Source organism: Pleionea mediterranea (assembly GCF_003148745.1).
Lineage (GTDB): Bacteria > Pseudomonadota > Gammaproteobacteria > Enterobacterales > Kangiellaceae > Pleionea > Pleionea mediterranea.
On sequence record NZ_QGGU01000001.1, the window covers coordinates 295,283 to 315,397 of the forward strand.

Below are 20,115 nucleotides of genomic sequence, written 5' to 3' on the forward strand. Positions count from 1 at the left end.
GCTTTTAACAGCAATCCCCAGCGATAAAATGTTAATGGTTTTTTCAGCCAGGAGCCGGCTTATTGGTATTAATATTGTTGGATAACTGGCTTAAATCGCCTCGAATATTTTATTCGGTTTGACGGTGATATTACTGTTTGGCCGGTAAGCAGGAGGCTTTATTTTGTTTCATCGCCACATATTGCTGATCAAAATGGATAAAGTGCTGAAGCAAGGGCGTTGCTAACGTCTGTTGCTTACAGGTGGTTAGCGCTAAAACCGTTGATTCAACCGTCGATAAGTAATCATCCTGATGCGCGGAACGGGTGGAATATCTTGCCTTATCTTTCGGATTGAGCTTTAGCGCAGCTATGTCCGTCAGCCATTTACTGGCATTGAACATGCGACGGCTTTGTCGCCAGGTGGCGTCTAGAAGAATAAGTGTGAGTCGTTTATTTGTATTGATGGCAGGCTGCGTAACAATGGCGCGACCTGAGGCTGCGTCCGCAGGAAACACCACCAGACACAATCGGTTGGGATCGGTCAAAAGGTTAATTAACTCCGCTGGAGGATCGACCCTTTGCCACAAAAAGGCATAGGTATTATTAGGAAATATATCGGCAATTAACTTTCCGGTATTGGTGGGTTTGAAAAGCTCATCGCGATGGTAAATCAATACAAAATCCATATTGGCTTGATCAACAGGGGATTTAAGATGGCAAATGCAATGACTGTTTTTAAGCTGACAAGTAAGGCAGCGTTGCACAAGAATACCCCGGCCATTGTAGCTGCGGGTGGAGTCTTGCCGGGTGTGCGCCAGCAATTGCTGGTAAGCATTGTTTTGAGGAGGATTCGGGTTCAATGTTAATAAGTTGTCTTGTTAGTAATGTCGCAAAGGAATTAATGTTAAGTCTTGTTTATATGGCTGCGGATGTTCGAGTAATACTGCCGCTTAGAGCTTATTGTCGCTTTTATTCATCGTTAGTTCCAGCGCATCAAGGTATAATCAGTCGTTTAATAATCTTCTGGTCGTGTTATGCCGTCTTTTGCAAAACTTAATTTGATTGATGCACTAACAACAGTGCTTGATGCTGAGCGTTATCGTACGCCAACTGATGTTCAGTCGAAAGTTATCCCATTGGTCTTGCAGGGCAAAGATGTTATGGCTGCTGCAGAAACAGGCAGTGGAAAAACCGCGGCTTATGTTTTGCCCTTATTGCAGCGACTGGCGGAGCAAACTGTTTCTGCTAATGAGGCCTTATCGCTTATTCTGGTTCCAACCCGAGAGCTGGCAATACAGGTTCATGGCAATATTTTAAAGTACGGAGCCAATTTAAATCTGCGCAGTGAAGCGGTATTTGGCGGGGTAAAAATCAATCCTCAAATGAAGCGGTTACGGGCAGGCGTCAGTTTACTGGTGGCCACACCGGGGCGTTTGCTGGATTTAATGAGCAAAAATGCAGTGCGGTTTGATCGATTGCAAGCACTGGTACTGGATGAAGCGGATCGAATGCTCGACTTAGGTTTTTTACCCGACATTCAACAGCTTCTTCTAACTATGCCAGAAAAAAAGCAAACACTATTATTTTCAGCGACTTATTCTCCAGCCATTAAAACCCTGGCCCATAACTTAAGTCAGTCCATGTTGGCGGTGCAGGTGAATGCGCCCAACCAGGCCGCCAGAAAAGTTATTCAATGGCTGCACCCGGTGGATAAACAAGCAAAAACAGATTTATTACTGGCACTGATTAACGATAATCAATGGCGCAAAGTTTTGGTGTTTGTTAAAACTAAAAAAGGCGCCAATAAGCTGGCTTTCGATTTGAAAAAAGGCGGTGTAAGCAGTGGTGTAATACACGGTGATAAAAGTCAAAAAGAGCGTATTGCTGCACTGGAGTCATTTAAGTTAGACAAAATCAATGTGCTGGTTGCAACCGATGTTGCGGCTCGCGGACTTGATATTGAACAGTTGCCTCAGGTGGTAAATTACGATTTGCCAAAAATAGCTGAAGATTATGTTCATCGAATAGGGCGCACGGGACGAGCAGGAGAAACCGGTCACGCCGTTTCGCTGGTGTCTGCGGATGAGGTTGATCAGTTAAGAAAAATAGAAAGCCTAATTAAACAGTTGTTACCACGAAAATTAATAGCCGGTTTTGAACCGAACCATAACCTACCCGAAACGCGTTTGGTAGCTGCAAAAAAGAAGAAGCCGCACAAGAAGAAGCTGGCTAAAGCGCAGCAAAAGAAAGCGAAACCGTCAAAAAGCAAAAGTAAAAATCGGAATGAGCAAGCGCCATCGTCCAGAACCGGGCGTCGCGCGCCAAAACTTTCTTGATTTAAGTATCTTGAGCTCTATGTATAAGGTATAACTCAATTTGGCAGCAATATGAAAAGAACACAATTTAATTGGACAGTCGATATTTTAAAAATATGAATTCAAAAACAGCTTAACATCGACTTTTATTTTATTACCACTGTTTCGCCTTTTCAGGCGACCTTCTTTTTCAAGAGCCAAAAAGAAGGCAAAAGGCCCTACGCTCCAACAATTAAGCCCTACGGGTTCCTCAAAATCACTAATACCTGTCAACACACTGTTATTGACAGCCTTCCATGGCTGACAATAACTTCCACTGGCGTCCATGCCAGTGGATGTGTGCGGTATCAGTGATTTTGAGCTTAACTGAGTCACTCTAAAGCCAGAAAAACCAATTATGACGATAACTATATTGTCTGTTTGTCTAGTGCACTTTTGATTGTCACAGTAAAATCAAGTGTAAGTTTTTGCAGTTCAGGTTAAATAATAACCGATCGAAAATAAAACCAAATTTAAGATAAATCGTCTTCTTCCTGATACTGTTGAATCGGTTTGCCCGGAATTTTATGACTCTCTGAGGCCCACTCGCCTAAATCGATCAATTTGCACCGTTCCGAACAAAATGGTTTAAACGGAAACTTATCATTCCAGGCAATGGATTTCTTACAGTTTGGGCAACTGATGACCATATCTTTTTTCATAAGGGACAACTATTTATTCTTTCCAGCCACAGGTGGCGTATTTAAAATCTATCGGTTGCCGGCATTTTATGCGATCCAGCCCATCATTCAAGGAAAAAAAATGAATCGATATACGATGTTTACCGGCACTGACTTCGGGGAATAATTCTTCATTGGCGGTTAACTGTATTCGCAGTAGAGTATTGCCGGGATTGGGTTTCTCTATTAAATAGTCGCCAAGAAGAGCGCTTGCCACTTGAAAAACCGACAGCTCACGGGTTAGGCGAAGGATGACATTGATGCTGGTTTTTAAACCGTCAAACAGCTGATACCAACTGATTAAATGGCTTTGTGCTTTTTCATTCTCAAGCTGACAAAATCGAGCCAGCTCTGGTGAATCACAGGCAGCAGCGCCAGTGTGTATACTTTGTTTGCTCAAGATATTTTTTAACAGGGGTTGTTCACGTAAATCATCCCCCAAACGGCCACGGTAAGAAATAGCCCATTGGTGAAGCTTTTTTAATTGTTGTAAAAACTTATCGAGCTTTGCAGTATCGACGGCAGGGTTTTGTTTTAGCTTTTGATAATGACTGGTCTGGTATTCGAGTTCTTTGATCACTTCTGATTTAATTTCAACGCGACTTAAAAACTCCAGTATGTTTATAAGATTTAATAAACAAGCCTGATTGGCAGCCCGATGATTTAGAGTTAATAATTGCTCAAAATGTTTAAATGCTGCTTCTAAGCGCAAAAAATGACGATAACTTTGCGTTAGAGGAAATTCAAAAATAATGGGATCAGACATGCCTTGCGAGATCCTTATATTCTTGATGCAGTTTATCGACTTGTGCCATTAATTGATCCTGAGAACCACTGTTATCAACAATATCATCAGCGTGCTCCAGCCGAAAGTCACGTGAGACCTGCTTGTCGATGATAGCCATAACAAGTTCTTCATTATTATTATCGCGATTGATCACTCGTTGCAACTGGGTTTCAACCGGAACATCGACAACCAGAATGCGATCAACCAAATGTTGTAGCTTATTCTCGAATAATAACGGAATATCGAGAATCACATAGTCGCTGGTTGCAAGCGCCACTTGGTTATTGATCTCTTGGCGGATGATGGGGTGCAGGCAGTTATTTAACCAGTCTAGCGCCTCAGGATCCTGAAAGACGATGCGTCTCATGGCGTCTCTATCGAGTTCTCCATTGGACTTTAAAATAGTCGGGCCAAATTTTATGGCAATTTTTTGAAGAGTTGGTTGACCTTTTTTGACCACATCTTTTGCAATTTGATCGGCATCGATCAGTGAAATACCTTTGGCTTTAAACAGGTTGGCAACAGTTGATTTACCGCTGCCAATGCCTCCTGTTAATCCAATCTTTAACATGATTATTAGTGGTTAAATGCCCATGGAGTGGAAGTATTGCCGCAATATATTATCGCCCCAGAATAAGGTAATCCAGCCGGCAATCGCTAAATAAGGGCCAAACGGAATTTGAGTTTCACGGTTGCTGCGCTTTAACAGAATCATTGAAACACCAATAATGGCACCAACACCCGCAGACATGATCACGACCAGCAGCAGCTTTTGATAGCCTACGAATGCGCCAAGGGCGGCAAGCAATTTAAAGTCACCGTAGCCCATGCCTTCTTTTTTGGTCAATATTTTAAACGTCCAGTAAAAGGCCCATAACGACAGATAACCCACCAATGCACCAATAAAAGCATCCATAAGAGGAATGGTTAATCCAAGAGCAGCCGCGGATAAACCAAGCCAAAGAATTATATAATTGATGGGGTCGGGTAGAATTTTATGATCAATATCAATAAAAATTTGAACAATTAACAGGCTGCTTAAGGTGATATACAGCAAAGACTGCCAGGACACACCAAATCGCCAGGCGATGTAGCCAAACACCAGCCCGGTCAGTAGCTCAACAAATGGATAACGCAGAGAAATATGAGCAGCGCATTGAGTGCACTTGCCTCTTTGAAATAAATAACTGATAAGAGGTATATTTTCCCAGGAGCGAATTAAATGTCCACAACTGGAACAGCGAGAGCGAGGAAATACAATATTAAACTTCTCATTTTTAATATTGGGATCCTTTGCCTCACCTGAAACCTTAAATCCTTGTTCGGTCAGGATTTCTTTCGCCATCTGACTCCACTCTCGAAACAGCATAATCGGATAACGATAAATAACCACATTTAAAAAACTGCCGACTAATAAGCCGGCAATTAATAATGTTGAAATAAATAGAGAAGGGTAGAGCTCGAATAATTCGATTATTTGCATTACACCACAGCACCCAACTGGAAGATAGGCAAGTACATCGCAATGATTAGGCCACCGACAAGTACACCTAAGACAGCCATAATCAAAGGCTCTAACAACGAACTCAATCCATCGACCGCATCATCCACTTCTTGTTCGTAGATATCGGCAATTTTCGTTAACATCGCATCGACAGAACCTGATTCTTCACCAATGGCGACCATTTGATTGACCATGTTTGGGAACAGTCCGCTATTGGTCATGGACAGGTTCATTTGCATACCAGTGGTCACTTCATCTCTAATTTTTAGAAGCCCACTACGATACACATAGTTGCCCGATGCACCTGCTGCAGATTCTAGTGCTTCGACCAACGGTACACCAGCAGCAAACGTAGTTGAAAGCGTTCTTGCGAATCGAGCGACGGCCGCTTTATTGAGTAACTCACCAACCACGGGAAGTTTTAATATCAATTTGTCTCGATTATTACGAAAAGACTCTGACATTTCAGCAGCCTTTTTTATTCCAAATATAGTGGCGACAATAATGCCTAAACATATATACCAGTAGGCTTGCATCCATTCTGAAAGACCAATAACCATTTGAGTGAACGCGGGTAGTTCTGCGCCAAAACTTTTAAAGATGTCTTGAAATTGAGGAACCACAAATATCAACAAGATGCTGGTAACTATTAACGCAACAACTACAACTGCAACTGGATAAAATAAAGCTTTTTTAATTTTTGATTTTAGTGCTTCGGTTTTCTCTTTGTAGGTGGCTATACGATCAAGCATATTTTCTAAAGCACCTGACTGCTCTCCAGCTACTACCAAGTCACAAAAAAGATCGTCAAAGTTTTTAGGATGTTTTCTTAGCGCTTCACCTAAAGAGGTTCCTGACTCTATATCTGACTTTATTGTTAAAACCAGATCTTGCATAGATGGATTATCGTGTCCTTTCCCTATTATGTCGAATGATTGTACTAGAGGAACACCTGCCTTCATCATGGTTGCTAATTGTCGTGACATTACAGCAATATCAACTGGCTTAATCGGTTTTTTGTTTGCTCCAAATAAGGGTTGAGACTTTTTGGTCACTTTTTTGGGAATAACGCCCTGTTTGCGTAGTTGTGCTTTCGCGATAGCCGGGGAGTCGGCCACTACTTCACCAGATATTTTATTTCCTTTCTTATCTACTCCAGAGTAAGAAAAGGTTGATATTTTAGGTGCTTTGCTTTTCTTTTTATCAACAGACTTCGATGCAGTCGCCATAATCAATTAGTCCTGGGTAACACGGTTAATTTCTTCTAATGATGTAACACCTTGCATTACTTTAAGCAATCCAGAGCGGTGTAAATCGTTAATACCTTCTTTTTCAGCTTGATCAGCAATATTAATTGCATTTCCGCCTTCCATAATAATTCTACCCATTTCTTCTGAAACAGGCATTACCTGATATATACCTACGCGTCCTTTATACCCTTGTGTACAATTATCACAACCGACTGGTTCATAAATTTGAAAAGTTCCTATTTGTTCATTGGTGAATCCAGCGTCAAGTTGAGCTTCTTCGGGGATCTCTATTACCTGTTTACAATGACTGCAAAGGCGTCTTGCAAGTCTTTGTGCAATAACAAGATTAACACTGGTTGCAATATTAAAAGGTGCTACACCCATATTGACCAGTCTGGTTAAGGTTTCTGGAGCACTGTTGGTATGTAGTGTTGATAATACCATATGGCCGGTTTGGGCTGCTTTTATAGCAATTTCGGCTGTTTCAAGATCTCGTATCTCACCAACAAGAATTACATCAGGATCTTGACGTAAAAATGCCCTCAAGGCAGAAGCAAAGTCCAAACCTGCTTTAGGGTTAACATTTACCTGATTAACGCCCTCTAAATTTATTTCAACGGGGTCTTCTGCTGTAGAGATATTACGCTCAGGCTGGTTTAACATATTGACACCAGTATAGAGTGAGACCGTTTTACCTGAACCTGTTGGCCCAGTAACTAAAACCATGCCTTGTGGCTTAAAAAGGGCATTTTCGTAAAGTTCTCGTTGATCCTCTTCATAACCTAGAACTTCAATACCTAGCATGGCACTGGAAGGATCCAATATACGCATTACAATTTTTTCGCCGAATAAGGTAGGCAAGGTGCTAACACGAAAATCAATGGCTTTGTTTTTTGATAACTTCAGTTTTATTCGACCATCTTGAGGGATTCGTCTTTCTGAGATATCCAGTCTTGACATGACTTTTAATCTTGCGGATATTCGGCTAGAAAGATTCGATGGAGGGGATGAAACTTCGTGAAGAATTCCATCTATTCGAAATCTAACACGATAATTCTTTTCATAAGGCTCAAAATGTAAGTCGGAAGCCCCTTTTTTTATCGCATCAAGCAATAACTTGTTTACAAATCGAACAATTGGAGCATCGTCAGTGTCTGCTTTGTCATCGTCCGCGGGCTCTTGTTCTCCCCCGTCAATATCAAGGTTATCAAGGTCAGCGTCATCGAATTCGGAGAGGCTCTGACTCTCTTGTTCCTCCATAACCTTTTCGATGTACTTTGAGAGCTTAGTATCTTCGACCAATACTGCATCAACAGTTAATTTGCTGTGAAATTGAAACTCGTCAAGCGCAATAAGATTAGTTGGATCAGAAACTGCAACGAATAATCGTTTGCCCCGTTTGAATATAGGGAGTGCATGATGTTTATTGATTAGTTTTTCATCAACAGTACTCTTTGGAATGAGTTCGTAATCGACGCTTTCGAGATCAAACAATGGTACCCCAAACTCCATAGACGCAATGTTGGCTAGAAGGGTTGCATCGATGTGTCCATTGTCAACAAGGTATTTAACTATTGGGATACCATTCTTCGCTGCGTTTTGAGCAGCTTCAGATGCGGTACCTTCAGTGAGTAGGTCCTCACTAACAAGTCTTTTGGTAAGTCCACTAATAACCGAGCTAGATTGCATATGTCATTTAACTCAAAATTTAAAAAACAATAGTAATTTCCGTAAGTTATAGCATTTAGCTATGATTTTCCATTAAATTCAAGTAGTTTATGCTTATTTTAGTTGAAAAAGCCAATAACGCACGTTTAGCTGATAAATAAATAAGAAAAACTTACACATACTCTCTCTACGTTAGGTTAAGAGGCCATTTACAACAAGCTGATTAAAGTGATAAGAATGGATAAACTGACAGTTTTTAGTTCAAATTTAATACTGAAGATTCTGAAAATAATACTCTTTCTCGTTGGGCTAGGATATGTGGGTTATTTAATTTATGGTCATTGGAGCTTGGTGGTTAAAACGGTTACAAACTTATCGACACTTGATCTAGTTATTTTAATTGGTGTTGGAGTCATAGCTAATTTGTTTTTCGCTAGGCTATTTTCAATAGTACTTGTACCGAATTCGGGCTTAAAAAATCGTCTTAATAGCGCGTTTAGGTCATATGTGATGAGCCAAATCTCAAAGTATATTCCAGGGAAGGTTTGGCAACTTTTTCATCAAATGGCATCCAATAAAGATTCGACGCCGGGCGAAGTAATACGAGCTAACGTTGTTTTTATGTTTTTATTGACACCCATGATTCTTTGTTTGTCAGTTTTTTTGCTGGTGTCGTCCTCTTTGGTAATTTTTTTATCTTCCTGTAGCTTACTTATTATTAGTTTAGCAGTATGGTATTTGACTTTGAATGGTAGAATAAGTGATATATTTTATCAGCGTAAAATTATACTTGTACTTGCAGCGATAACTTTCGTTATAGGCCTATTATTACTGGTGAATTTTATTTCGCACAATGGTAGTAATGCACATACAAACATGCAAGTTGCTGGTCTACTTGGCATAGGCTGGTCTCTCAGTTTGGTTTTCTTTGTTTTTCCTGCGGGTCTCGGCGTTCGAGAGTGGATAATAGTTGAGTTACCAATGTTAGTAGGAATTCAATTTCAGGCAAAAGAAATAGTAATACTTGCTCTTATGATGAGGCTTTGGCAAATTTCATACGAGCTAGTTTCGATAATGATAGTTAAGTTACTTAGTAGAACTCACATCAAGTAAAATGACCGTCCAAGGAATTGGTTGCTTGACACAAACAACTTTACCGTAGGTTCCTAAAAGTTTTTTAAAACCGTAGCTAGACCAGTGGTTAATGTGACCAGGTGTATTGCCTAGTTTAGATGCATACTTCAGGCGACATAAGTTTAATACACACCATAAAGGCTCTCGTGGGACAGAGCAAATTAAGTAATTGCTAGAGACTCGTTTAAGCTCTTTGAGTGCCAGATCAGGAAACTCAAGATGCTCAAGGACTTCTAAACAAAAAACGGTTTTAAAAGCATTGTTTTTAAATGGAAGGTTATATATTGACGAGTTTATAAACTCTACATCAGGGCAGCGAGACTTTGCATCCTTTAGTAAACCGTTGTCTATATCGCATGCTTTTATTTTTGAATCAGGGTAAAAGGCTTGAATATTGCTTGTGCTATACCCATGACCACAACCTACTTCAAGGATCTCATTATTATTTTCAGGCTGAGTAACTGAGCCGACCGCTTGATAGAAACTCCGTATTAAATACTGTCCGATCATTCCGCTCTCAGTATATTTTTTCTTGAAGTTTTCTTGATTCACTAATCTTCCTCTTTATTCTCAAACTGAATACTGTTGATTTGTTCAGATACCAAGCCAATTAGGAATACAATTATCGATGATACTAAGAGGGTTGCCGACATATTTGTGAAGCGTCCACTGTCTAGTAGAGTATAAATGTAATTAACAATACCAAGTAAAAACAATGTTACGCTAATGGGGGTGAAAAGTTTGAGCGGTGAGTATAAAGTACCTATTTTAAAAATGATAATAATAAACCTGAAGCCGTCTTTTATTAAATTAATATGGCTTTTCCCAATCCTATCTTTGACAGTGATAGGATAATAATTTACAGAGTAGCCACTGCGAAAAAAAGCCATAGTAATAGTTGTAGGATATGAAAAGCCATTAGGGAGCAAGTATAGAAAGCGTTTAAATTTTTTAGCATCGACAACTCGAAAACCAGATGTTAAATCTTTAACATCATGACCGACAACTTTAGAAGATAGCCAATTGTAAAAGCTATTTGCAAAGTACCTGAAAAAAGAAGCCTGGCCAGTTCTATTTCTTTGACCAACAACCATATCATAACCTTGTTTGAACTCTTCTACTAAACCTTTGATATCATTAACTTGATGTTGGCCATCAGCGTCCATAAATAATAGAGCTTCTGCATTAGCCGCTCTTGCTCCTGCTTTAATTGCTGCACCATTGCCTTTACTGTATTTATGCTCAATGGATTTAATGTCTAGCTCTCTAAGCAGCTCACTAGTTTTATCCGTAGAGCCATCATTGACAACGATAATTTCGTATTCATTAAATGAGCTAATTAATTTAGGTATCAGCTTTTTCAATGAGTCAAATTCGTTCTTTGCAGGTATGATGATCGCGACACTACTCATTAGTCTTTGCTCTTGTTAGTCGGAAACTTATACTTATTTAAAAGATCTTTTGATTGTATATATTCTTGCATAATCTTTGCTTGTTCCTTTAGATCAAGCGCACTGTACATTTCATATAGTCGGTAGTGGGCAAGCAAGTTACTTGGATAATAATCTGTAGCCAATGCGTAATATTTAATCGCAGCTTCCGGCTTATTTAACTTTAGTCCCAGGTAATCACCTTTATATATTGCTAACCGTGCTGCGATAGATTTAATTGTCTTATCATTTGATTCAAGTTGGTCGAACATTTTGAGCATAAAACCTTGTTTAGCGTCACACTTTCCATTAATTACACACCAGGTAAGTCTACCAACAAAGTTTGACGTGCTTGCTGCAATAGGTTGTGATTGAAGCTTGTAAAAAAAGTCTGAAGACTGCTGATCAGTAAATTCTTTATCGAGCGTGTCATATAGCGCAATTAATCCGAAATATCCGGAAAGTCTATGCTCATCACTTTGAATTGCAGCTTTAAAAAAGTACTCTGACTCAAGCGCTAATAAAACATTATCGCTAGCTAAATATGCTTTGAAGTACTGTAATCCTAATTCGTAGTTTGATCGAACTGAATTGGGGTGTTCTTCTACAAACTTTCTTAATAGTAAAATGTTATCGCTCCAGTAGATATTGTTTTTTACTGCTCCTAGGGCCGTAATAGAGGATATTGCTATTAATAAATATGTGACTGTTTTTTTATTTAATGACTCAGCTTTATCCATTATTAATGCGGCAACAAAGATGATTATTCCGGTAAGCGGTAAGTAGTTTCGGTGTTCAAACACTAGTTCGAGAGGAGCGATAGTCGATTCCACTGAGTGAAACACAAAGAAGAGCAATATTCCAAGGCCGGCTACCGATCGTTTATAAGTGAAGACTATTGCTGCTACAAGACTAGTTAATACTACCGCGCTAGAAAAAAATGTTGATCTAGACTCAAAAATTGACTGGGAAACTTGAAAGTAATCATGATAAAGAGTGAACTCAGATGATGCAGGATTGATTATTAAATAAGCATAATATGCAATGACTTTTAATTGAGTAATTAATCTTTCTTGCCAGTTGTAGCTTCTGTACGCATAAGCCTGTTCGATAATGGATGTATCAAAATAGAGAAAATAAAAAGCCCCAAGAAGGAGTGAACCTGCACCTAGAAGTATTATTGAGGTGTTAACTCGTGAAATAGCTTTAGAGTTTGCAATGAGCACATACTCTAATAATAGAACTAATGGTATCAGGAGTACCCCGTTCTCTTTACTTAATGCAGCTAAACCAGTAAATAAAACAGCCATTGCAAGCGCTGTAAAATAGTTTGAAGTTGCCCGGGGCTTTTTAAGCCTGAAGTTAACGTAGAGCACTGCACCACATAGTACAAATAAACTTGCAAGCGAGTTCATCATTTGTACAGAATAAAGTACACTTGATGTGTTTATGGGATGAATGAGCCATACGAAAACTAAAAGAAGAAACCAAAGTTGGTTTGTTGGAGTAATCGTTTTTTTCAATGCTTCACTGATGACTATTAATAACTTGAACAGTAAAAAACCGTTAATTAAGTGAATAATAATATTTAATACTTTAAAGGAGGTGGCTTCGTTTCCAAACGTAGTTTTTAAAATTGAAAAAATGGCGTAAGAAATAGGTCTTTTAAGTGGTCCTGCTTCACCAGAGAAGGCAGCCACTAATAGGTTTTGAAACGTCCAGTCAGGGAGATTTAGATAGGTATTTTCTGCGATATTAAAAATATCATCAAATATAAATCCGCCCCCTAGTCCTGTTAGTAGGATCAGGATCGCCAAGGACGCCAAGGCTAGGATAACGATATAGTGATTGGATGAAACTTTTTCCATCTTATAAATTTTCCATCTTATAAAAAAAGCCCCGCATCGCGGGGCTTTCACTACGAGTAGCCAGTTATCGACAAGTCGCAGGTAGGTATTTCGCGTCTGAGCTAGAAGTACAAGCCCAGCCAACTTGACCTGATGCTTTCAGTGTTGGTGAAAGTACAATTTCGACTGTACTATCTGCACCAAGGGCTGCCGCGGTACCTTGAATAGTAATTACACCGTCATCGCTGAGAGATGCATCTGTAACGTATTGACTGGTTCCTATAGTTAGTCCAACGCCAGAACCAATTAATGTGCCTTCAGCTTGTGCGAATTCTGAAACCGCTGTTTTTGAGTTAGACGCAGCAATTAACAACTCAGATACTTTTGCGCGTACTGTGTAGTCTTTGTAAGCTGGTAAAGCGATAGCTGCCAGAATACCGATAATCGCGACAACGATCATTAATTCGATAAGGGTAAAACCTGCATTTGATTTTTGCATGTGTAAATCTCCAAAGAGTGTTTAAAGTTCATATGATTTAAAGCAACTACTATGCCAAGAGATGCTGGATTGGTTGTAAGTTACTAATTTAATGAGGCTTTGTAACATTATATAAATATTATAATACGTTAGAAGTATTGCCTAATTACATTTATTGTCAATGTTTACTGACACTTTTTGTCAGATAGGCTGTAAACTCACCCGTAAACTCAAATCAACCGCTCTAACATGTTTGGTCAGGGCGCCAACGGATATGTAGTCGACACCGGTATTGGCGATGGACTGGAGTCTTTCTAGGGTCACATCACCTGAAGCTTCAAGTTTTGCTGGGCTTACATGAGAAGCGTTAAGTTTTACAGCTTGCGACATTTGCTCAAAGTTAAAGTTGTCCAGCATGACCACATCGCTGCCCGCATCAAGTGCCTGGGACAGTTCTTCGAGCGTTTCAACTTCCACTTCCAGCTTGATTGAAGGATGGTTGGCGCGCGCTTTTTGTACGGCTTCTGCGATACCCCCGGCGGTGGCAATATGGTTTTCTTTGATTAAAAACGCATCAAACAAACCGATTCTATGGTTTTCGCCGCCGCCAACTTTAACCGCGTATTTTTGTGCCAATCTCAGTCCTGGTATGGTTTTACGGGTATCCAGCAGTTGGCAGTGGGTATCTTTAATCTGATTTACATATTCTGCGGTTATGGTTGCCGTGCCCGACAAGGTTTGCAGAAAGTTCATGGCGGTGCGTTCGCCAGTCAATATACTGCGGGCGTTGCCCTTTATGGTCAGCAGGCATTGATCGGGTTTGACTCGTTCGCCTTCTTTTATATGCCACTGAAGTTCTAATGTAGGATCAAGGCTATTAAACGTCTTTGATACCCAGGGGATACCACAGATCACAGCCTGTTCACGACTAATTAGTTTGGCGGATGCCTGAGTATGTTCGGGAATCAGTTCTGCAGTGATATCAATGCCATCAGGACCGTTTAAATCTTCCATTAAAGCGAGCTTGATAGATGCGTCGATATGATTTTTAAGGTCTTGGCTAATGAGCATTTTTAGTTATCTGTACAGCTGATTCATGTGGTGGGGCGTTATTTTAGGGCGATTTGACAGATTAATCCAATATTTACCATTTACTAAAGCTGTGTGTAAGAAAAGGGTTTAAATGCTTCAGTGAGGATCAAAATTTTCGGCGACAAAAAAAGTCACATAGGAAAAAGTATGACTAGGTTAAGAGGTTCTTACTTGTAGGCACCGATGATTTTGTTTGTTATTTGAGCATCAACGATAAGCACAGTGTATAAGTCGGGAATAACAGCAGGCTAATTCAGTATCATATTAAACATTAGTCTCTTCAACCGACGATACGACTTTTGAGTGCGACGCTAATGGAAACAAGATTCGTAAGGGTGATATTGCTTTCGGTTACAACTTTGCTAACCGGTTAAGCTCAGTGACGAATGGTGAAATAACCGCGACATATTTTTTATAACGGTAAAGATGAGCATAGCGTAAAAGTTGTTATTGGCATTTACTTTTTGTATTTTTCAGTAACGAGTAAAAGAAGAATAAACGGTAAAGACCGTTCGATAGTTATACAATCAGCTGCGTATAAATAGATGTAGCGCACAGAGAAACTTCTGAATTAAGTCATATATAACTTTAGTTAACTGAAGCGTGTTTAACTCAAAATAAAATATAATCGATGAAAGCGTGACGTGTTTTACGCATAACAAACTTGTAATTGCGAATTAATATTTTTTATATATAATGCATTGGCTTTTTATTTTCAGCTTTCTGACTTGTGGACGCTTGGATGCCGCAGTTTAATTTAAAATTGGAACTTTTCTATGAAATATTTATTTAACACTTTTCTTTTGTGTCTTGCTTCTATTGGTTTTTCAGAAGACTCGGTAGACTATATTGCACCAGAATTTGTTGAAAATTATGTAGTTAATTGTACTGGTAATCGAGAGTTTTTTGAGGGAGAGGTTTGTTCACAATCGTGGTCTGCTTTAGCAAGTGCTATTGTTGCTAGTAAGGGCCATACCTACACTAAAGTACATAAACATCCCACTTGGAATGCACAGTGTAATTACGATGCGTATACGCTTCCAACAGGTACTTTTGAATCTTGGAAAACAGGTAATACCTTAATAAAGGGGCATTTAAAAGTTAATTACGAATGTAATATGAATGCTCCGTATAATAAGCAATGGCCTGACTCTTTTAATGAGAGGTGGGAAAGCTGGTCATATCAAGAAGAGCGCACAGGTTATATCTGTACCAGTGAAGATTACTCTACTGAGGTTGATTCTGATGGTGATGGTGAAGTGGATCAATGTTGGCGTGAACCAAAATGTAATGAGGTATGGAGTGGTCAGTCACTGTTATTGAAAACTAAAAACGAGTATATTGAGAGGAGATCATCAAGCATCGATCGTGTACATTTTTACGGTTATCAGTCTTCTTACGAACTCGAAGATAAAGGTGTCTGTTATATCGATATTGATAGAAAAACATGCCCTGAAGAAGTTACTGAAGGTAATCCTGTGGGATGCTTGAGTGGCGCCAAGTACCAGACAACTAAACTTTTTAATTCAAAGCACTTCAGTTTTAACACTCGTTACGACTCGCGCAGTCAAATTAAGTTGAGAGCTGAAGACAGTGATGCACTGGATACAGGGGTTTTTGGTAAGTTACGTGGTGGTTTAGGCTTAGTTACTATTAAACGAGAGTCACAAGCTGATGGTGGTTTTGGCTATAGTATATACAAACATGGTTTTCGATATGATTACTTTTATAAGAGTGAGGAAAAAGGTTTTATTAATGCTAAAAAATCATCACTAAATAAAAGTGCAGATGGTTCGATAGTTTATACCGATATAAATAAAATAATTTGGAGGTTTAATGCTGATCTAGAACTTATAGAAAAACAGCTTAAATCTGGGCGAAAAATTAAATACAAACACAGTAATGATGAGCATGGCAATACAGTGCTTTCTGAAATTATTGCTAGCAACGGAAGTAGTGTTTTACTTGAGTATAATGCACGTGGATATATCGACAAGCTAACGGATGTTGCAGGTAACGATTATCTTTTTTCTTATGATTCGCACGATAATTTAATTGAGATTATATACCCGGATAGTACTCCGGAGATAATATCAGATAACCCTAGAAAAAAATATTTGTTTGAAGATACTCGTTTTCCAAATGCACTCACAGGTATTATTGATGAGTCAGGGGTTCGCTATGCAAGCTGGTCTTACAATGTTAATGGACAAGCCATATCAAGTACTCATCCTAACAGCAACGAGCTAGTAGAATTTAACTTTGATGTGATTGGCGAAACATTGGTTAAAGAGTATCAATCTCAGAATAAGTATTATTATCGTAAATATTTTTATGAGCCTATTGCGGGTAGTAACCGTGTGGTTCGTGTCGATTGGCAAGATTGTGAAACGTGTACACCCTATGCAACTGAATCATTCATTTATAACGAAAAGGGTAATTTAATAGAAAAAACAACTAAAAGTGGCGCTGTTGAAACATACGTATACGATGTTGAAGACCGCTTAGTCGAAAGTACCTTACTAGCAGATAGCCCAGGGGAAATGAAAACCGTAACAGTCTGGAATGATAACCACAATAAACCAGCGCAGATTACACGAGGTACACTGGAAATATCATTCGAGTACGATGCTAATGGTAATATACTTACCAAAACAGAAACCGACTTGTCTAGTTCAGTCTCACGTGTTACGAGCTATAGCTATAATGAAAAAGGAGATTTGTTATCAGTTGATGGGCCAAGAAACGACATTAGTGATATTACCTTGTACACATACAATGACATAACAGGTAATCTGCAATCGATAACGAATCCATTAGGTCAAACAATTCAATTATCGGAATACAATGATTATGGACGACCAATACTTATCACCGATAAGAATGGTATAAATACTGAGGTTGAATGGGATTTTAACGGTAATTTAACTAGTACATCAGTTAATGATGCAAAGACAAAATATGAATATAATTCAGTTGGATTGTTAACTAAGAGCGTTACCCCTACGGGAGATTCGCTTACTTATAAATACGACAATGCTCGACGATTGACTACTGTCACAGATAGCGAAGGTAACAGTATTCAATACACTTATGATCTAATGGGAAATCAATTATCCAGCGAAGTGTTGGATGCTAATAATAATATTATAAAAACATTAAGTCAGTCATTTAACTCTATGGGTCAGTTGATCGAACTGACAGGTGCTAGTAATCAAGCTCAAACGTTTGATTACGATGTCAGTGGTAATATAAGTCAGCAAACGGATGGTGAAAACAATTCAACAACTTCGGTCTCCGACGTATTAGGCCGTCTCGAAGTGGTTACTGATGCTTTGAATGGCAAAACTGAAATGGAATATAATAATCTAAGCCAGTTAACGTCATTAACGGATGCAGAAAAACGTACAACCACTTATAAGTACAATGCATTTGGTGAAGTAATTGAACGAAACAGTCCTGATACAGGTATTGCCAAGTACACATACGATGCTTCAGGTAATTTAAAAACTAAAGCAGATGCTCGTGATGTTACAACCACTTACCAATATGATGCACTCAATCGATTAACGAAAATAAGTTACAGTAATAGCGTCGAAACGATTGATTTTGTTTACGATGATACAAGCAATAATAACCCTAGTATTGGCTATTTAACACAAATCACCAACAATACTAGTACTATTAACTATCAATACAATATATTCGGACAAGTGTCACGAGAAACGCACACAATTAGTGGTAAGCAATATGTTACTCAGTACCACTATGATACGAAAGGACGTGCAACAGGTATTACCTATCCGACTGGTATGTCATTAACATATGGTTATAACAGTCAGGGGCAAATATCACAGGTGACCTCTAGTATTGATGGGAAAACAGCAGCATTAGCTAGTAATCTAGCTTACTTACCGTTTGGACCAATGAATGTTTTATCATTCGGAAATGGTTTGTCATTGTTTAACACCTATGATCGAGACTATAGATTAATTGAGAGTCAAGTGACAGGGTTGCTAAAGCGAGAATATCAGTACAATGGTAATAACAACATTACCTCAATAGAAAATCCATTAGAGCCAATTAGTCATCAGACTTTTGTCTATGATCCTGTCAGTCGTTTAAATAACGCGAATGGAGAGTACGGTTCTTTCGAATATGATTATGATTTAATTGGTAATCGATTATTAAAAAATTCAGACTCATACACATACAATAATAGTTCCCAACTTGTAGCAAAAACTGAGCCTTTAGTTAATGAGTTCGTAGAAATAGAGCCTTTATTTTTTGCCAAGTTTGATGAGCATAGTAGCGGTGTCGTTTATGATAGTGGCGTTAACGGCTTGCAAGGCATTGCATATCCAGGTGTTGAAGTTGGTGTGCAGGGTGATACTTCGATAGTAAGTGATCTTGCCTATAATTTTAATGGGCGTTCAAACAGTGTCGTTGAGTTCACTGATAAAAGCTCTTTAGAGTTACCAAAAGGAACATGGCGTGTACGTTTTAAAACGAGTGACGCTGGGTGGGGTAATCGTTACCTTGTGACAGCACGAGGTTCTTTAGGTTTAATGCTCTACTACAATAATATCAGTGTCTATAATGGCATCTCCAAAAAAAGAACTAATATTAAAGTTAATGATAATCAGTGGCATGAACTTGCTATTGTCTTTGATGCTGGTGTCGAAAATGGCTCAAAACTATTTCTTGACGGTGAATTAGTTTATACCTTTAGTATGAGTTCAAAAGTTCAAATGAGTAATTTTTACATAGGTGGCAGTACAACAATTAATCACTGGAATTACTCTGGTACAATAGATGATGTTGCTATTTATGATATAAAATTAACGGATGAAGAGATTAAACTGCTTTATGAAAAAGCTAGTAAAACCAAAGAGACTCAATTCGAATACGACGCTAATGGAAACACGGTTCGTAAGGGGGATATTGCTTTCGGTTACAACTCTGCTAACCGATTAAGCTCGGTGACGAATGGTGAAATAACCGCGACATACTTTTATAACGGTAAAGGTGAGCGTAGCGTAAAAGTTGTTAATGGTGTTGAAACACACTTTATCTATAATAATAAAGGCCAGTTAATCGCTGAGGCAAATGGTGAAGGTGTTGTTCTCAAGGAATATATTTACTTGAATCATCAACCTTACGCTCAAGTTATTGGTAATGATGTTTATTACTATCATAACTCGCATTTGGGTACGCCAGACATGATGACCGATGAAAATCAAAACATTGTTTGGCAGGCCAGTTATACGCCATTTGGTAAAGCAACTATCGAAGTTGAAGTTATTGAAAACAATATTCGATTCCCAGGGCAGTATTACGATGAGGAAAGTGGTTTACATTACAACTACTTCCGTGATTATGACCCTGAAACTGGGCGATATATTGAGAGTGATCCGATTGGGTTGAAAGCTGGAGTTAATACTTATGGGTATGTAAGTGCGGATCCAATAAATGGTTTTGATTTTTGGGGACTTAAAAGAAAGTGTAAATCACAACCAATTGATAGTAGAGAGATAATTTTAGATGACATTTATGCAGAGGAAAATTTAAACTCATACTATATACCATTACCAAAACCCTCAGGCGTAACACTTGACCCTAGGTTTGACTATAATAATGATCTTATGCCAAGGAGTACGCTAAGGCCACCAGGATTAAGTTTTAGACCCGCATTAGCAGTTGAGTGGTTTTTAGCAAAAGTTATCACGTGGAATAGTGTTTATTATCATAAAAAAGCCCTATATGTACATGGAGATTTAGTTTGCAAAGAAATAAACGGGTGTGGTGATGAAGAGATAGACATTGAACCTTATTCTTGGCAAAGTACCCCTTGGTTAGAAAAGATTAGTTCCGAACTTCGATGGATAATTGAGATTGTTGGTGTCTAAG

General features: G+C 38.8%; 16 protein-coding genes. 3 read left to right on the forward strand and 13 right to left on the reverse strand.

The features are described 5' to 3' along the window. Positions 1 to 130 precede the first annotated feature (130 nt). Positions 131 to 841, reverse strand: a complete 711-nt coding sequence (locus C8D97_RS01175) for a tRNA-uridine aminocarboxypropyltransferase (protein WP_109761506.1) — start codon at positions 839 to 841, stop codon at positions 131 to 133. 174 nt (positions 842 to 1,015) lie between these two features. On the opposite strand from C8D97_RS01175, the gene C8D97_RS01180 reads away from it, so the two are divergent. Beyond that, a complete protein-coding gene (locus tag C8D97_RS01180) occupies positions 1,016 to 2,317 on the forward strand; it encodes a DEAD/DEAH box helicase (RefSeq protein ID WP_109761507.1) in 1,302 nt (433 codons plus the stop codon). Positions 2,318 to 2,404: 87 nt separating this feature from the next. On the opposite strand, the gene C8D97_RS01185 is transcribed toward C8D97_RS01180, so the two are convergent. From C8D97_RS01185 to pilB, 7 genes are all read right to left on the reverse strand, one after another. After that, complete coding sequence (locus C8D97_RS01185; protein WP_109761508.1) at positions 2,405 to 2,671, reverse strand: hypothetical protein; 267 nt, start codon at positions 2,669 to 2,671, stop codon at positions 2,405 to 2,407. Between the two features lie 137 nt (positions 2,672 to 2,808). Then, a complete protein-coding gene (yacG, locus tag C8D97_RS01190) occupies positions 2,809 to 2,997 on the reverse strand; it encodes a DNA gyrase inhibitor YacG (RefSeq protein WP_109761509.1) in 189 nt (62 codons plus the stop codon). A 13-nt stretch (positions 2,998 to 3,010) separates the two neighbouring features. Beyond that, entirely contained in the window at positions 3,011 to 3,781 is a 771-nt protein-coding gene (gene zapD / locus C8D97_RS01195; protein WP_109761510.1) for a cell division protein ZapD, read from the reverse strand. Continuing rightward, positions 3,774 to 4,373 (reverse strand): dephospho-CoA kinase, encoded by a 600-nt coding sequence (coaE, locus tag C8D97_RS01200; RefSeq protein ID WP_210204806.1) that lies wholly within the window; start codon positions 4,371 to 4,373, stop codon positions 3,774 to 3,776. Before coaE ends, zapD begins: the two co-directional genes overlap by 8 nt. Positions 4,374 to 4,385: 12 nt before the next feature. After that, entirely contained in the window at positions 4,386 to 5,285 is a 900-nt protein-coding gene (locus C8D97_RS01205; protein WP_109761512.1) for a prepilin peptidase, read from the reverse strand. Further along, positions 5,285 to 6,535 (reverse strand): type II secretion system F family protein, encoded by a 1,251-nt coding sequence (locus tag C8D97_RS01210; protein ID WP_109761513.1) that lies wholly within the window; start codon positions 6,533 to 6,535, stop codon positions 5,285 to 5,287. Before C8D97_RS01210 ends, C8D97_RS01205 begins: the two co-directional genes overlap by 1 nt. A gap of 6 nt (positions 6,536 to 6,541) precedes the next feature. After that, positions 6,542 to 8,245, reverse strand: a complete 1,704-nt coding sequence (gene pilB / locus C8D97_RS01215; RefSeq protein ID WP_109761514.1) for a type IV-A pilus assembly ATPase PilB — start codon at positions 8,243 to 8,245, stop codon at positions 6,542 to 6,544. A 216-nt stretch (positions 8,246 to 8,461) separates the two neighbouring features. Between pilB and C8D97_RS01220 the strand changes: the two genes are divergently transcribed. Next, a complete protein-coding gene (locus C8D97_RS01220; RefSeq protein ID WP_109761515.1) occupies positions 8,462 to 9,337 on the forward strand; it encodes a hypothetical protein in 876 nt (291 codons plus the stop codon). Here the strand turns inward: C8D97_RS01220 and C8D97_RS01225 are convergent. The 5 genes from C8D97_RS01225 to nadC form a co-directional block, all read right to left on the reverse strand. Beyond that, the gene (locus tag C8D97_RS01225; RefSeq protein WP_109761516.1) at positions 9,311 to 9,910 is read right to left on the reverse strand and encodes a class I SAM-dependent methyltransferase; all 600 of its coding nucleotides are present in this window, start codon (positions 9,908 to 9,910) and stop codon (positions 9,311 to 9,313) included. The genes C8D97_RS01220 and C8D97_RS01225 overlap by 27 nt on opposite strands. Continuing rightward, entirely contained in the window at positions 9,910 to 10,770 is an 861-nt protein-coding gene (locus C8D97_RS01230; protein WP_109761517.1) for a glycosyltransferase family 2 protein, read from the reverse strand. Before C8D97_RS01230 ends, C8D97_RS01225 begins: the two co-directional genes overlap by 1 nt. Next, complete coding sequence (locus C8D97_RS01235; protein WP_109761518.1) at positions 10,770 to 12,656, reverse strand: hypothetical protein; 1,887 nt, start codon at positions 12,654 to 12,656, stop codon at positions 10,770 to 10,772. The genes C8D97_RS01230 and C8D97_RS01235 overlap by 1 nt, the downstream gene beginning before the upstream one ends. Before the next feature lie 64 nt (positions 12,657 to 12,720). Next, entirely contained in the window at positions 12,721 to 13,134 is a 414-nt protein-coding gene (locus C8D97_RS01240) for a pilin (protein ID WP_109761519.1), read from the reverse strand. Between the two features lie 180 nt (positions 13,135 to 13,314). Continuing rightward, the gene (nadC, locus tag C8D97_RS01245; protein WP_109761520.1) at positions 13,315 to 14,184 is read right to left on the reverse strand and encodes a carboxylating nicotinate-nucleotide diphosphorylase; all 870 of its coding nucleotides are present in this window, start codon (positions 14,182 to 14,184) and stop codon (positions 13,315 to 13,317) included. A 797-nt stretch (positions 14,185 to 14,981) separates the two neighbouring features. On the opposite strand from nadC, the gene C8D97_RS01250 reads away from it, so the two are divergent. Continuing rightward, positions 14,982 to 20,114 (forward strand): RHS repeat-associated core domain-containing protein, encoded by a 5,133-nt coding sequence (locus C8D97_RS01250; protein WP_109761521.1) that lies wholly within the window; start codon positions 14,982 to 14,984, stop codon positions 20,112 to 20,114. Position 20,115: the final 1 nt, after the last annotated feature.